The 14130-nt window shown below is 58.5% G+C and carries 14 protein-coding genes; 8 read left to right on the top strand and 6 right to left on the bottom strand.

Features of this window, described 5'->3' with window-relative positions; all coding sequences use genetic code 11:
• Nucleotides 1–19 precede the first annotated feature (19 nt).
• The 3 genes from glnD (at nt 20) to M2367_RS01240 (ending at nt 4233) form a co-directional block, all read left to right on the top strand.
• Complete coding sequence (glnD, locus tag M2367_RS01250) at nt 20–2659, top strand: bifunctional uridylyltransferase/uridylyl-removing protein GlnD (RefSeq protein ID WP_042040762.1); 2640 nt, start codon at nt 20–22, stop codon at nt 2657–2659.
• Nucleotides 2660–2800: 141 nt separating this feature from the next.
• Nucleotides 2801–3628 carry a 2,3,4,5-tetrahydropyridine-2,6-dicarboxylate N-succinyltransferase gene (dapD, locus tag M2367_RS01245; RefSeq protein WP_224431038.1) on the top strand — a complete coding sequence of 276 codons (828 nt, stop codon included), beginning with the start codon at nt 2801–2803 and terminating at the stop codon, nt 3626–3628.
• Between the two features lie 221 nt (nt 3629–3849).
• Nucleotides 3850–4233 carry a DUF3461 family protein gene (locus tag M2367_RS01240; RefSeq protein ID WP_042040764.1) on the top strand — a complete coding sequence of 128 codons (384 nt, stop codon included), beginning with the start codon at nt 3850–3852 and terminating at the stop codon, nt 4231–4233.
• Nucleotides 4234–4465: 232 nt separating this feature from the next.
• On the opposite strand, the gene ptsG is transcribed toward M2367_RS01240, so the two are convergent.
• From ptsG to M2367_RS01210, 6 genes are all read right to left on the bottom strand, one after another.
• Nucleotides 4466–5896: a PTS glucose transporter subunit IIBC gene (gene ptsG / locus M2367_RS01235; protein ID WP_259235546.1), complete on the bottom strand. Its 1431-nt coding sequence runs from the start codon at nt 5894–5896 to the stop codon at nt 4466–4468.
• 424 nt (nt 5897–6320) lie between these two features.
• Nucleotides 6321–7295, bottom strand: a complete 975-nt coding sequence (locus M2367_RS01230; RefSeq protein ID WP_042040767.1) for a MalM family protein — start codon at nt 7293–7295, stop codon at nt 6321–6323.
• A gap of 91 nt (nt 7296–7386) precedes the next feature.
• Nucleotides 7387–8643, bottom strand: a complete 1257-nt coding sequence (locus M2367_RS01225; protein WP_310504049.1) for a maltoporin — start codon at nt 8641–8643, stop codon at nt 7387–7389.
• A gap of 539 nt (nt 8644–9182) precedes the next feature.
• Nucleotides 9183–9626 carry a flavodoxin gene (locus tag M2367_RS01220; protein WP_259235545.1) on the bottom strand — a complete coding sequence of 148 codons (444 nt, stop codon included), beginning with the start codon at nt 9624–9626 and terminating at the stop codon, nt 9183–9185.
• 105 nt (nt 9627–9731) lie between these two features.
• Nucleotides 9732–10502 carry a tRNA pseudouridine(65) synthase TruC gene (gene truC / locus M2367_RS01215; RefSeq protein WP_259235830.1) on the bottom strand — a complete coding sequence of 257 codons (771 nt, stop codon included), beginning with the start codon at nt 10500–10502 and terminating at the stop codon, nt 9732–9734.
• Nucleotides 10503–10597: 95 nt separating this feature from the next.
• The gene (locus M2367_RS01210; RefSeq protein WP_042040770.1) at nt 10598–10933 is read right to left on the bottom strand and encodes a YqcC family protein; all 336 of its coding nucleotides are present in this window, start codon (nt 10931–10933) and stop codon (nt 10598–10600) included.
• Between the two features lie 238 nt (nt 10934–11171).
• On the opposite strand from M2367_RS01210, the gene M2367_RS01205 reads away from it, so the two are divergent.
• The 5 genes from M2367_RS01205 (at nt 11172) to M2367_RS01185 (ending at nt 14098) form a co-directional block, all read left to right on the top strand.
• Complete coding sequence (locus M2367_RS01205; protein ID WP_259235829.1) at nt 11172–12200, top strand: DUF3549 family protein; 1029 nt, start codon at nt 11172–11174, stop codon at nt 12198–12200.
• Nucleotides 12201–12222: 22 nt separating this feature from the next.
• Nucleotides 12223–12525: a DUF3301 domain-containing protein gene (locus M2367_RS01200; RefSeq protein ID WP_042040771.1), complete on the top strand. Its 303-nt coding sequence runs from the start codon at nt 12223–12225 to the stop codon at nt 12523–12525.
• Between the two features lie 139 nt (nt 12526–12664).
• Nucleotides 12665–12895, top strand: a complete 231-nt coding sequence (locus M2367_RS01195; RefSeq protein WP_042040772.1) for a DUF2789 domain-containing protein — start codon at nt 12665–12667, stop codon at nt 12893–12895.
• 95 nt (nt 12896–12990) lie between these two features.
• The gene (locus M2367_RS01190; protein ID WP_224431043.1) at nt 12991–13305 is read left to right on the top strand and encodes a hypothetical protein; all 315 of its coding nucleotides are present in this window, start codon (nt 12991–12993) and stop codon (nt 13303–13305) included.
• Nucleotides 13306–13324: 19 nt separating this feature from the next.
• Nucleotides 13325–14098, top strand: a complete 774-nt coding sequence (locus M2367_RS01185) for a Zn-ribbon-containing protein (RefSeq protein WP_259235544.1) — start codon at nt 13325–13327, stop codon at nt 14096–14098.
• Nucleotides 14099–14130: the final 32 nt, after the last annotated feature.

Genomic DNA, 14130 nt, shown 5'->3' with positions numbered 1-14130 from the left:
TTCCAGACGATGAGATGCCATGGACGCCAGCCTGCTTTCCCCCCATCTGCTGCCCGATGATGACCTCAGCCGGGATAACTGCAAAGAGTACCTGAGCCGTTTTCTCGGCTGGTTGCACGCCCGCTTCGATGCTGGCGACAACATCATCGAACTGGTGGCGACCCGCTCCTTGTACATGGATCAGCTGCTCACCCGGCTGTGGCACAAGTTCGGCTTCGATCAGGAGACGCACCTCACGCTCATCGCCGTGGGCGGCTATGGCCGTGGCGAGTTGCATCCCCACTCCGATATCGACCTGCTCATTCTCTATGAGGGGGGGCAGCTCGACGAGGCCCTGGGGCTGCGCATCGGTGAGTTCATCACCTTGCTGTGGGATCTGAAGCTGGAAGTGGGTCAGTCGGTACGCAACGTGGCCGAGTGCATCGAACAGGGATTGGCCGACATCACGGTCGCCACCAACCTCATCGAGGCGCGCCATATCACGGGCAACCTCGGCGGATTCGAGACGCTCCAACAGGCCACCCGCCCCGAGGTGTTCTGGCCGAGCGAAGATTTCTTTCGCGCCAAGCGCGCCGAGCAGGCCCAGCGTCACCAGCAGTTCCTCGGCACCGCCTACAAGCTCGAACCCGATCTCAAGAGCAACCCGGGGGGGCTGCGCGACATCCAGACCCTGGCCTGGGTTGCCCGTCGCCATTTCGGCGCCACCACCCTCTATGAGATGACCAGCCACGGTTTCCTCAATCGCGCCGAGTACCGTGAGCTGCTCGACTGCCAGAACTTCCTGTGGAAGGTGCGCTTCGCCCTGCACATGGCCATCAACAGAGGTGACAACCGCTTGCTGTTCGACCGGCAGCGCACCGTCGCCGAGATGCTGGGTTTCGAGGGGGAAGGCAACCGATCGGTCGAGCAGATGATGAAGCGCTTCTATCAGACGGTACGGCGGGTGTCCGAGCTCAACGAGATGCTGCTACAGCTGTTTGATGAGGCGATCCTCGGCAATACCGCCATGGACGTGCGCCGGATCAGCGACGAGTTCCAGCTCCGTGGCCGGCTTATCGATGCCGTGGACGCCGAGCTGTTTGGTCGCGATCCCGCCGCCATATTGCGGCTCTTCTACCAGATAGCCCAGCACCCCGAGATAGCCGGCATTCACTCGGCGACCCTGCGTCAGCTGCGTGAGGCGCGGCGCAAGCTCGACTGCTGGCTGCAAGATATCCCCGAGTGCCGCCGCCTGTTCATGGCGCTGCTGCGCCACCCCAACGGCATAGGCCAGCCGCTCACCCTGATGCACAAGTACGGCATACTGGCAGCCTATCTGCCTCAGTGGAACCTCATCGTCGGCCAGATGCAGTTCGACATGTTCCACGCCTACACGGTCGATGAGCACACCCATCGCCTGCTCAACAACATTCATCACTTCCCCACGTCGGCCAGCCGCCAGACCCATCCGCTCTGCCATGAGATAGTGAACCGGCTGCGCAAACCCGAGCTGCTCTGTATCGCCGCCCTGTTCCACGACATCGCCAAGGGACGGCGCGGGGATCACTCCGAGCTCGGTGCCGTCGATGCCCTGGAGTTCTGCCAGCTGCACGGGCTGGATCGTTACGAGAGCCGCCTGGTCGCCTGGCTGGTGCGTCATCACCTGCTGATGTCGGTCACCGCCCAGCGCCGGGACATTCACGATCCCGAGGTGGTGACCGATTTCGCCCAGAAGGTGCGCGATGAGCAGCACCTGGACTTGCTCTACTGCCTGACCGTGGCCGATATTTGCGCCACCAACGACAGTCTCTGGAACGACTGGAAAGGTACCCTGCTGCGCGAGCTCTATTTCACCACTCAGAAGGCGCTGCGTCAGGGATTGGAAAACCCGCCCGATATCCGGCTGCGTATCCGTGAGAACCAGCGCCAGGCGCGCCAGCTGCTCAGTCAGCGTCATCTGGACGATGCCTCCATCACGGCGCTGTGGAGCGACTTCAAGGCGGACTACTTCCTGCGCCACAGTCCGGAGCAGATCGCCTGGCACAGCCGTCACATTCTCGAACAGGAGGGTGCAGGCGAGACGCCGCTGGTCACCATAGGCAAACACCCGACCCGAGGCGGCAGCGAAGTGTTCATCTATTGCCGCGACACCCCGAATCTGTTTGCCACCGTCGCCTCGGCACTGGATCAGAAGAACCTCAACATCCACGACGCCCAGATCATGAGCTCGCGCAGTGGCTATGTGCTCGACACCTTCATCGTGCTGGAGCCCAATGGCGAACCCATCAGCCCCAACCGCACCGCCACCATCCGCAAGGCGCTGGAGAAGGCACTGCAAGAACCGGGCAAGCTGGTGCTGCGCAACAAACCCCTGTCCCGCCGTCATCGCCAGTTCATGGTGCCGACCCGGGTGGTGTTCTTGCCCCACAAGGGAGAGAACCGCCACACCCTGCTGGAGCTGACGGCGCTGGATACCCCGGGGTTGCTGGCCCGGATAGGGGCGGTTTTCCAACAGTGCGGCCTCAGTCTGCATGCCGCCAAGATCACCACCATAGGCGAGCGGGTAGAGGATTTCTTCAGCCTGACCAATCGCGACGGCGAGCCGCTGACCCAGGCCGAACAGCTCAGTCTGGAGGAGAAGCTGGTCCATCAGCTCAACCCCCAGGAGCAAGAAAGCTGAACCCAGTGACGCTCGCAGACCGTCGGGACACCCTGACCAGCCAGTCCCGACCGCTTGCTGGACGAAGAAATCGACCCTCCCCCTTAAAACCGGCGGGAAAAGTGTGATACAACAAACGGAATTTTTTAAAGGAACCCCATCATGACCGAGTTGCAACAGATCATTGAGTCGGCCTTCGAGCGCCGCGACACCATCACCCCAGGCTCCGTTGATGGCGCCACCAAGGCCGCCATTTTGCAGGCCATCGAGTTGCTGGACAGCGGCAAGGCGCGGGTCGCCGAGAAGATTGCTGGCGAGTGGGTCGTCCACCAGTGGCTGAAGAAAGCGGTGCTGCTCTACTTCCGCATCAATGACAACGGCATCATCAAGGGCGACGACGCCCAGTACTTTGACAAGGTTCCGCTCAAGTTCTCCGATTTTACTGCCGAGCAGTTCAAGGCAGCCGGTGTGCGCGTCGTGCCGCCGGCCACCGCCCGCAAAGGCTCCTTCATCGCGCCCAATACCGTGCTGATGCCCTCCTACGTCAACATCGGCGCCTTCGTCGATGAAGGCACCATGGTCGATACCTGGGCCACCGTCGGCTCCTGTGCTCAGATTGGCAAGAACGTCCACCTCTCCGGCGGCGTCGGCATCGGCGGCGTGCTGGAGCCACTGCAGGCCAACCCGACCATCATCGAAGACAACTGCTTCATCGGTGCCCGCTCCGAAGTGGTGGAAGGTGTGATCGTCGAGGAAGGCTCCGTCATCTCCATGGGCGTCTTCATCGGCCAATCCACCCGTATCTATGACCGTGAAACCGGCGAAATCCACTATGGCCGCGTCCCGGCAGGTTCAGTGGTCGTCTCCGGCTCCCTGCCCTCCAAATGTGGCAAGTACAGCCTCTATGCGGCGGTCATCGTCAAGAAGGTCGATGCCAAGACCCGCGCCAAGGTGGGTATCAATGCCCTGCTGCGCTCCATCGACGAGTGATGAGTCATTGAATGCAAAACAGGCGCCTTATGGCGCCTGTTTTGTTGTTATCTTGCCCCGATGGGATCGGATCGTCATCGATGATGCCAGCCCCTACGCCCTCCTTCTGAAAAAGTGTTCGTACGGACCTCTTTTTATTTTGGCGCCCCAGTCACAGGCCTGTCGCGCTTTCTCGGTTATCATGGGTGGGCGAGACGGTTTTAAGCCAAGGAAATAGTCGAATGTACGAGAATCTGAAGAGTTTGGGGATCCAGGATCCCGCGGCAGTGGACAGTTACACCCTCCGTCAGGAAGCGAACCACGACATCCTCAAGATCTACTTCAAGAAGCTGAAAGGAGAGTTCTTCGCCAAGAGCGTCAAGTTCAAATACCCCCGGCAACGCAAAACCATTTTGGTCGACTCTGGTACCCACCAGTACAAGGATGTCACCGAGATCAATGCCAACCTCAAGTATGTGGTGGATGAACTCGACAGTCTGACCCAGGGGGTCCATAGCCAGGCCGACCCTGATATCAAACAGAAGATACTGCGGGATCTGCGCCACCTGGAGAAAGTGGTGGCCAACAAGATCAGCGAGATAGAGAAAGATCTCGAGAAACTCTGATAGCGGCCAGCGCCGCACCAATAGCAAGGGCGCCTGATGGCGCCCTTGCTATTGGGGTGTAAAAAACCTCTCGCCTCGTCGTTCAGCCGCCTGATACAAGGGGCACAGCCATTCCATCACAAGCTGTCATGCAAGCCAGGCTCGCCTCCCTGCCAGCGCAGGCACTCAGCGGCCGCAATAGAAAAGGGAGGCTGGCGCCTCCCTTTTCATCTCTGTCTTTCAAGCAAGCGGATTAGTTGCTCTTCATCCAGATATCCATGTCGGTTTTCAGGTTGTCAGACTTGGTACCGAAGATGGCTTGTACACCAGAGCCAGCAACGACCACACCGGCAGCACCCAGCTTCTTCAGGCCAGCCTGGTCAACCTTGGCGACCTCTTTCACACCCACCCGCAGGCGAGTGATACAGGCGTCCAGGGAGGCGATGTTATCTTTACCACCGAAAGCGGCAACCAGAGCAGCAGACATATCGTCTTTACTTTGGACGGCATTCACTTCCACGGTTTCGTCTTCACGACCCGGGGTTTTCAGGTTCATGGCACGGATGACAACGGTGAACACCACGTAGTAGAGCGCGGCATAGACCAAGCCCAGACCCACCAGCAGCCACATCTTCTGGGCATTGGGGGATTGCACCACGAAGTCGATGAAACCGTTGGAGAAGGTATGACCGTGGACAATGCCCAAGGAGTTGGTCAGCACATAAGCCAGACCCGCCAGCAATGCGTGGATGGCGTACAGTACGGGCGCTACGAACAGGAAGGAGAATTCGATTGGCTCAGTAATACCGGTCAGGAAAGAGGTCAGGGCGGCAGAAGCCATGATACCGACGATCTTGGCGCGGTTTTCCGGCTTGGCAGAGTGTGCAATGGCAAACGCAGCAGCAGGCAGACCGAACATCTTGAACAGGTAGCCACCGGCCAGTTGACCGAAGCCGTTGCCAGCGGCGCGAGTCGCGTCGTTAGCAGTCAGGAAGCAGGTCATGATGCCATGTACGGTTTCACCGGCAGCGTTGACACAGGTACCCGCCTGATAGAAGAAGGGCACGTTCCAGATGTGGTGCAGACCGAACGGGATCAGGGAGCGTTCAACCACGCCGTAGATACCGAAGGCCAGTACCGGGTTCTGGTTGGCAGCCCAATCGGAGAAGGCAGCAATGGCTCCGCCAACCGGTGGCCAAATCACCGACAGGATCACACCCAGACCGATGGAGACGAAACCAGTGATGATGGGCACGGCGCGCTTGCCGGCGAAGAAGCCCAGATACTCTGGCAGCTGGATCTTGTAGAAACGGTTGAAGGCCCAGGCAGCCACACCACCGGCGAGGATACCCCCCAGTACACCGGTGTCGATCTTGTCGACCCCCATCACCGGTGCCATCACCGACAAGGTTGCCGTCATGATGCCGTAGCCGACGATGGCTGACAGGCCGGAAACGCCATCATTGTTGGTGAAACCAAGGGCAACACCCACGGCGAACAGCAGGGCCATCTGGCCAAACACTGAACCACCGGCTTGCTCCATCAACTGGGAGACGATTTCGGGCATCCAGCTAAAGTGGGCGGCACCCACCCCCAGCAAGATACCTGCAACAGGCAAGACCGAGACAGGCAGCATCAGCGCCTTACCGACTTTCTGCAGGTTGGAGAATGCGTTTTGTAACATGTGTGTACTCCTGAATGATTGTTCCCTAACGGACCCATTCGAAGTTAAGCCTATCACGGGTATGAAAGCTAACCGGAAAAGGGAGATCGGGTGTTTTTATTTTGACGAGAACAATATAACTCAGAGAAAAGGGAAATTCTTTACTCTGGAATTAGCAGATAGGAAATTTGGAGAGGAGATCACAAGATGATTTAAATAAGTCTTTAACGTCGTTTTCTGGTTAAAATTTGGCAACACTACTATATTTCAATTCGATGAAAAGTGCCGTTTCAGATTGCATCTAAATACTGCCAACCGTAATAAAAGGAAACGAAACGTAACTCAATGTAACCACTTAATCATCTTGTGTAGAAACAATATAACCATTAAAAAGGCCCCCGACAATGGAGGCCTGATAAATATAGTGAAGGATAAAAATCCGTTATTATTTTTGGGATTTTTTCACCGCATCAACGAATACTGACTTGGCTCGGCTAGAACCGCCCCGCTCGGCTTCACTGACCAATTGCATCGCTTTATCGATATCGCCAGCCTTGACCGCTTTCTCGATCTGAGACTGATAGAACGCCTCTGTCTCGCTCAGCATGGCTGGCGCGGGTTTGCTTGGCGCCGTCGCAGCTACAGCGGTTGCCGTCGCGCCAGTGGCAACGACTGCCGTGGTGGCCGGCTTGGCCTGACTCATGGCAACTTTATCGGCATATTCTGGTGTGAACACGGCCTCAATACCCTGTGCCTTGGCCATGTCGGTGACCACTATCTGTACCAGTCCCCAAGGGGAGTGAGGGATCACCGGATCCTTGATATCGGGTTCGACTGTGTTGTTGGCCCGGGCAAAGGCTTTGGCAGGGTGCAAGATGGTGGTGGAACCACTCAACTGATCTGCCGGTGCATAGACCACCATATAGGTTTCGCTCGCGGGATTGCCCGGCATGCTGCGATCGACAAACACCTTGCCCTCGATGCGATCGGCATCCATCAGGTGAGCTGGCTGATAGGAGAACACAGACTCACCCAGTACACGGGTTACCTTGAAATTGGCATCCAGCATGACAACCTTGGGTTGCAGCACAGTTTTGCCAACCTGTGAGGCCAAGCGAATGTAGAGGTTACCCGTGTCTTTGGGCAGACGATAAGCGGCAAAATAGCTCATGCCTTCATCGAAACGGTAGCTGGGTTGCTTGCCATCCAGGCTAAGCAGCGTCTCCCCTTCCGGCAGATTGGCATATTGGAACTCATTGAAACCGGCACAGCAGTTGCTGGCCTGCGACAGGGCCTGCTTGGCCTGATCGGCATTGTCCAGAACGGCCGCATGCTCTTGCAAGGGCACGCCCATATTACCCGCACAACCGGTCAACCAGACGGTCACTGCGGCGGCAATCGACATCTTTACCAGCGTCATTCTTATTATCCCTCTTATCCGGTGGCCGTTACCCGGCGAAACGAAACTGCCCCCAAGTGGGGGCAGTCACTAACTTAACTGAAAGTCGGGCTTACCACCAAGCTTCCGCTTGGACACCGAAGTTCCAGGTGTTGTCATCGTTGTTGCTGCCATTGAAAGTCTGGCCGTTATCGCCACCGGACTTCAGGTAGGAAGCGAACACGCGAATCTCCGGACGGGCCCAGAAGCTGGGACCGGCAGACCAAGCCTGGGCAATGGTGTACTTCTGACCGTTGCGGTCCTGGCTGTCCTGATCGCGGACGTCCTGAGTGTCATGATAGTAGCCCAGCTCCAGAATGGTCTTCTGGATGTCATCCCACTTGTACATGGGACGGATCACGGCAGAGAAGGTATCGGCATCAGAACCAGTCACACCGTTGATGGTCACGTCGTTGGACTGACCATAAACCAGCTGGTGACCAAACTCGACCTTGTCACCGATCGGCAGTACGCCCCAGTTGATGATGCGGAAGCCGTCACCGCTGGCACCATCCTGACTGGTCCAGTTACCGGCGCCGTAGTAAATCGGCAGGGTGGCATAGCTGTCGCTCATATACTGCAGCGTGGTTTTGTTGAAACCGCCCAACATGTTCTGAGTCAGTTCAGCCGTCAGCATGACACCATCTTTGATGTCGCCATCGAGCTTGTCCTGATCGTCGGTGGGGTTGGCGATGGCATAGTCAGCGCCCACTTCCAGGGAAGCATCGCTCCACAGCGGGATACCGGCGTAACGCACGTCCAGTATGTTGTTGTTCAGCTCACCGGCATCGCTGCGCGTCCAGGCCAGGGACAGTTTGCCCGGGCCGGCCTGGATGTTCTCAATCCCGGCACCAGGACCGGACACATCCCAGTAGTAGAAATCGGAGATGTGGATGTCGTGACGCTGGTAGTAACGCTTACCGGCCCACAGGGTGGCTTCCGGGGCAAAGCCCAGCACGCCCTTGGCCTGGACGTTGAACTGACGAAGGGCAAAAGTGGCGTCATCTTCACACTGCTTGGTGTCGAAATTACAGCTGGTGCCAGTACCTTCGAAGTCATTGGACTGGTTGGTGACCATGGCCACCATGGAGTCGACATAGAAGGACTTGCCATCCTTGTTATAAACTTCCTGGCCCAGTTGTACTTCGCCATAGGTTTCGTTCTCGTTACCCAGACGACCGACTTTCTGTTTGTCGAAGGTCTGCATGTCGCCATCTTCGGAGATGCCGACACCGGAACGGAAGTAGCCGTGGAAATCAACGGCGAAGGCGGCTTGAGAAGCCAGGGCTGCGGTAACTGCTGCAGCGATCGGGAGCCACTTTGCTTTCATTTTCATTTTCCTTATTTCCCGCTGAGGAGTGTGTGATCCTTAGGTTTAACTTCCTATCACCATAAAAACGTTTCGGTGATAACCGGGGTCGATTATAGGTAGGCGATATGGGGACAAACATGAGCCAATTCACAAAACAGGGACAAATAGCGCCCAATTACCCCAGTGGGCTAATAACGCCTCTACGAAGCCATAAAATGGCAACAACTCACCCATTAAACCGAAGAATGACCACGCAGACACAATCTGAAAACGGTGTCATCAATTAATTTGCATCGAACAATAAGTAATAAGCCATCAAAACAATGACAAAAACATGACTGAAATCGCTTTCAATGAGGAACTTTTAAATTTGCGACTTGTCAGCACGCCACTCTTTTATCTGCACCCTGTTTAAGAGTAAGAGCTCTAATTAATCATGATGGGGGAAGGAAATAAATGTGTGTGTGAGGAAGGGATGCAGGAAAAATAACGGGCCCAATATGGAGGGCCCGTGTTATCGATTATAAATAGCGATGAGAGTGCATTAATCGGTCAATTCACTGGAGTTGCCCCTGCCACTCTCTTAGCCAGGCCAGTGCGACCACTTCAGGTTCATCGACCACAGTCGCATCAATTTCCAGTCTGGGCTGCAAAGGCTGGGCCCCCAATTCCAGCAGCAAGGTGTCGAGCTGACGACCCGCGCCGCAGAAGTACTCATAACTGCTGTCACCCATGGCGATCACTGCGTAATTGAGCCCCTTCATATAGGGCGCCCTGTCTTTCAGATCGGCGGCGAAGGCTTCCAGATTGGGGGGCACATCCCCCTGCCCTGTGGTTGCCGAGACGAGCAGCAGGAAACGGGTCGGCGAGATGTCCTCGAGGCGGGCCTCTTCATGCAGGTTGCACTCATGCCCTTGGCCCGTCAGTTCATCCATCAGGGTCTCGGCGACCAGGAAGGCGGCGCCATAGACGCTGCCCACTACGATATCTATCTGTGCCATCTTGCCTCCTCGCGTTGGGAATGGTTTCAGCATGCCACAGCGAGCATCCGGGGGACAGGTCAAGAGATCAATACACTGATTTGACTGGTGTTAAGCCGATTCCCCTCAGTAGTCACTCTCGCTGGCTGGCCAGCCCAGCTTGCCAAATAGCGTCAACAACTCGGCACCCAGCGGGGCCTGAATACGCATGGGTACCTTGAGCACGGGGTGCTCGAAGCTGAGGGTACGCGCCACCAGCAACAGGCGCTGGCAGCCAAAATGTTCCCGGAAGAAGCGATTGTGGCGACCATCCCCATGGGTGGTATCCCCGACCATGGGGTGGAAGAGGTGCTCCATGTGACGGCGCAGTTGATGCTTGCGTCCCGTATGGGGGAAGAGTCGCACCAGGCTGTAACGGCTGGTGGCATGCTGCTTGGAAACCGCATGGGGCAGTTCGACCTGATGCAGACGCCTGAAGCTGGTCACCGCCTCCTGGGCGGGTTTGTCTCGGGTAGCGAGGGCATCGGCTATCTTGTCCAGCTGCTCTTTGAGCGGATAGTCAATCAGTCCCTGCTCGGGAGCCCAGCCGCGCACCAGCGCCAGATACTCTTTGTGTACCCGTCGCCCACTGAAGGCCTCGGTCAGGCTGCGTGCCACCTCAGGACTCAGGGCAAAGAGCAGCACACCCGAGGTGGGTCTGTCGAGCCGATGTACCGGGTAGACATGACGGCCACCGATGAGATCCCGGGTCATCTGCATGGCGAAGCGGGTCTCGCCCTTGTCGAGCCAGCTGCGGTGCACCAGCAGTCCCGAGGGTTTGTTGACCGCCACCAACCACTCATCCTGATAGAGCAGGGTCGGCCTCAGTTCATCCAGCTGTTGCTCATCGGCTGGCAATGAGTCCAAGGATGAGCTGTGGTGCAGTGCACTATCACCCTCCCCAGCATCTGCCCCTGTGGGTCTCAGCTCATCCCCAGGGAATGAGGGGCAAGTCACTGCTCCACCACTTTGCCTGAGAGCAGCAGATCGAAACGGGCGATGAGCCGCAGCAAGTCAGTCACCTCCGCCAGCTCCTCCTTATAGCTCTCGCTCGCCATGGGATAGAGAGAGACGCTGCTTGGCAAGGGCGCCTGTAGTAGCACCAGCTGCTCCATGCGCGGGATCAGCACGAACTGCAACCATTGATCAAAACTCAGGGTATCGACGCAAAATGGCAGTGTGCTGGCCAACGCCTCTTCACCCGGATTGTCCAGCTGCCAGCGATCCAAACGCTGCAACTCGGCGCTCAGCTCGCCTAGCAGGCCAGCCACTAACAGATACTTGTTCATCATCAACTCCTCACTATCTCTGCCAACCGGGCTCGTTGCACCGGCTCCCCTTTGTCGTCATGAATCACCCGGTGGATGCAAAGCACCACACTGTTCATAGGGCGTATCGAAAGGGGCGCCACTATACACAATCTCACCGGGCTTAGGCAGGGGGCCGCAAGCCCTCACTCCCTCACCGCTGGCTATCTGAAGCTGGCTCCTTATAATCGGGGCCATGACCCATCAGCCATCCCATGCCATGACCGCCATCCATACCCTGACCGACTTCCTGACCCAGGCCGAGACGCAATTCCAGCTGTTTGATCTGGGCCGCCAGGTCCGCCCCCTCGACAGCGCCGAGTTTGTGCGCATCGAGCAGCAGGCCATTCCCTACCCCTGGCCGTTGCAGCAACACGCCTGGCTGGGGGTGCATTTCTTTCAAGCGACCGAAGAGAAACATTACCTCTGGTTCCTCAAGTTTGCCCTCGATGAGCGCGGCCTGCTCATCTCGGCCGGCCCCAAGCATTTCATGGATCTGGTCGCCGAGACCCTGGGCTACAAACTCACCGGCGATCTGGACGATGCCACCGCCAAGCGACTGGCAGACAACCCTTACACCTTCCGCCCGGCCGAAGCCAAGATGGCCAGTCTGCACGCCAAGCTGGGATGCCAGCTCGAGCAGGCCCCCTCCAGTTATTATCAGGCGCTGTGCCACTATCTGGCAGCACCCGGGCAGGATGGCTGGCAACAGCTCGGCCTGCAGGGCTTTGCCGACTTCGCCGAGCGCTTGCAGCAAGAGAGCAATCTGGCGCTGGTGTGCAAGGCCATGGCGCGCCTGCCCGATGAGCCGCTCCACGCCCTGTGCCAGAGCCTGGAGAGTGCCGCCCTGCCCCCTGCGCTGCAAGGAGCCTTGCTTGAGCGCCTTGGCAAGGAGCAGGAGTGCGCCTCCCCGGATCCCGAGACCCTGGCCTATCTGTGTCGCGCCTTCGCCGCCAGTGCCACTAACCAGGCTCGCACCAACAAGTTGCTGACTCTGCTGGAAACCCAGCCCAGCCCCAGTCTGTTGCTCGCCATCGCCGGACGGCTCTGGCCGGATCTGCAACAGGGTCCCCTGCTCGATCTCTTCCTGGAACGACTCGCTGACCAGCCGACCCCCTTCTTCAATCAGGTCTTCGCCGAGCTGGTTACCCTGCCACTGCTGCGTCCCCAGGTACTCGCCATCCTGCGCAGTCCGGATCGCAGCGAGGCGCTGAGCCGCGCCATCGGTCGCCTGTTCAACGCCAACTGACCCGGCCTCAAGGAGCCCGTCCATGGAAGAAATGCTCTGGATCATGCTGCTGGTCTGTCTGGCCAGCGCGTTTTGGCACCAGCGGCGCCAGGCCGAGCTGGCCTGGCAATACCTGAGGCGCTACTGCCAGCAGCATGAGTTGCAACTGCTGTCGGTGGCGCGCAGCCACAGGCGGCTTGCCCACCGGCCGCTGCGCCTGCTCACCTGCTACGAGTTTGAATTCAGCAGCGATGGGGAGAGTCACTATCTTGGCACCCTCACCATGCAGGGGCTCAACGTGGCAGGGGTTGAGATCCCGCCGCACCGGCTGCCCGGCGGTGGATAACATGACCACCCGGGCCAGGGGCTTGTGGCGGTGACAAGTGCCGGATGACTGGCGCTGAGCACGGCCCATTGGACGACCAAGGACCAGGAAGGGAGGCGGGCTGTCTATAATTTAGGGGTTTCATTCAAGGAGAAAGACGATGGACCCCATGGTACATGACATGCCTACCCTCTTTGCCCAGCTGGGACTGGCCAATGATGCGGCCAGCCTGCGTCACTTCATCGACAGCCATAGCCTGCAAAAAGAGATGGAACTGAGCGAGGCACCGTTCTGGAACGCCTCTCAGGCCCAATTCCTGCGGGAATCCCTGCGCGATGACGCCGCCTGGAGCGAGACCATAGATCAACTCGATGTACTGCTGCGCCAGTGAGGCCCCTGTTCGGCAAGGCGCAGTCAGGGTAAGCTCTGGCCGCCCAGCGCCGCCAAGCAGGTGCCTGCCCGTGAGAGAGAACCAGAGGAAGCCCAATGTCATCCGCCGAGATCCACCAGATTGCCAGCGAGCTCAAAGCCCGCGGCATCACTCCCACCACCGCCATGGTCAAAGCGCGCCTGAGCCAGGCCGTGCCCATGGCCGAGCTGCTCAAGAGCCTCAGTCAGTGGAAGCAGGCACAACTCAAAGAGCAACAGGACGAGCCAGCGCCCCATGACAGGCATGAGGGGCCACAACCCCACCAAGAGCCCCTGCCCCATGAGCCCAGCGTGCAGAGCCTCGCCGCCCAGCTCGACAGACTCGAACAGAAGCTGGATCGTCTGCTTGCCCTCATGACCCAGCCCCGCTAAATCAGGCCCAGCTCTCTCCATGTATATTCTCGAACTGACTTTCGAATGCTACCGCGATACTTCCCTCGGCGACGCCGAGCGCGCCATCGTCAATTATCTGGACATGCTGCGCTATCAGGGTCAGATCCTGGGCCGGGAGTTTCCCACCAGCATGCAGCAAGGCCACTTCGTCAGCCGGGTGGTCTGCCCGGAGCAAGATAGCCTGCACCCGGATAACCAGAGTGAACAGGTTGTCCTGGCCGAACAAGGCCTGCACCAGGCAGGCCTGCTCGCCCCCAAGCTACAGCTGCTGGGAGCCGATCTGCTCTCAGATGGCACCGACCCTTGCGGACGACCGAGCTGGTTACTGCTCTACACCAGCTTCCTGCACAGTTGCTCCCCCCTGCGCTGCGGCGATCACTTCGCCCCCGTGCCCCTCTATCGGCTGCCCGCCATCGCCAATGGCGATCAGAAGCAGATCATCAAGTGGCAGGAAGATTGGGAAGCGTGCGATCAGCTGCAGATGAATGGATCTATTGCCGAACATGTGGCACTGCACGAGATTGGCGATCCCGGCAGCCGCCTGGCTCGGCGTGGCACTGACTTGTGCAAGCGGCTCGAAGCCCTGACCGGCATCCCCGTCTATTACTATCTCTACCGCGTCGGCGGCCTGAGTGCCCCGGAGGAGCGCACTCGCCCCTGCCCCGGCTGTGGTGGTGACTGGGCCCTGCCGACCCCCCTGCACGAGATCTTCGACTTCCAGTGCCAGCCCTGTCGGCTGATCTCCAATATCTCCTGGGACTTCAAGGATTAGCAGGTTGCGCGCCCGGGCAGGGCTGCGCGCCC

The organism is Aeromonas sp. BIGb0445 (assembly GCF_024809075.1).
GTDB lineage: Bacteria > Pseudomonadota > Gammaproteobacteria > Enterobacterales > Aeromonadaceae > Aeromonas > Aeromonas rivuli.
The sequence above is the reverse complement of the archived record's forward strand: the minus strand, read 5'-3'. Positions and strand labels throughout refer to the sequence as shown.

Coding starts and splice junctions, on each gene's coding strand:
- glnD (WP_042040762.1), top strand. CDS start 20: ATGGACGCCAGCCTGCTTTCCCCCCATCTGCTGCCCGATGATGACCTC.
- dapD (WP_224431038.1), top strand. CDS start 2,801: ATGACCGAGTTGCAACAGATCATTGAGTCGGCCTTCGAGCGCCGCGAC.
- M2367_RS01240 (WP_042040764.1), top strand. CDS start 3,850: ATGTACGAGAATCTGAAGAGTTTGGGGATCCAGGATCCCGCGGCAGTG.
- ptsG (WP_259235546.1), bottom strand. CDS start 5,896: ATGTTACAAAACGCATTCTCCAACCTGCAGAAAGTCGGTAAGGCGCTG.
- M2367_RS01230 (WP_042040767.1), bottom strand. CDS start 7,295: ATGACGCTGGTAAAGATGTCGATTGCCGCCGCAGTGACCGTCTGGTTG.
- M2367_RS01225 (WP_310504049.1), bottom strand. CDS start 8,643: ATGAAAGCAAAGTGGCTCCCGATCGCTGCAGCAGTTACCGCAGCCCTG.
- M2367_RS01220 (WP_259235545.1), bottom strand. CDS start 9,626: ATGGCACAGATAGATATCGTAGTGGGCAGCGTCTATGGCGCCGCCTTC.
- M2367_RS01210 (WP_042040770.1), bottom strand. CDS start 10,933: ATGAACAAGTATCTGTTAGTGGCTGGCCTGCTAGGCGAGCTGAGCGCC.
- M2367_RS01205 (WP_259235829.1), top strand. CDS start 11,172: ATGACCGCCATCCATACCCTGACCGACTTCCTGACCCAGGCCGAGACG.
- M2367_RS01200 (WP_042040771.1), top strand. CDS start 12,223: ATGGAAGAAATGCTCTGGATCATGCTGCTGGTCTGTCTGGCCAGCGCG.
- M2367_RS01195 (WP_042040772.1), top strand. CDS start 12,665: ATGGACCCCATGGTACATGACATGCCTACCCTCTTTGCCCAGCTGGGA.
- M2367_RS01190 (WP_224431043.1), top strand. CDS start 12,991: ATGTCATCCGCCGAGATCCACCAGATTGCCAGCGAGCTCAAAGCCCGC.
- M2367_RS01185 (WP_259235544.1), top strand. CDS start 13,325: ATGTATATTCTCGAACTGACTTTCGAATGCTACCGCGATACTTCCCTC.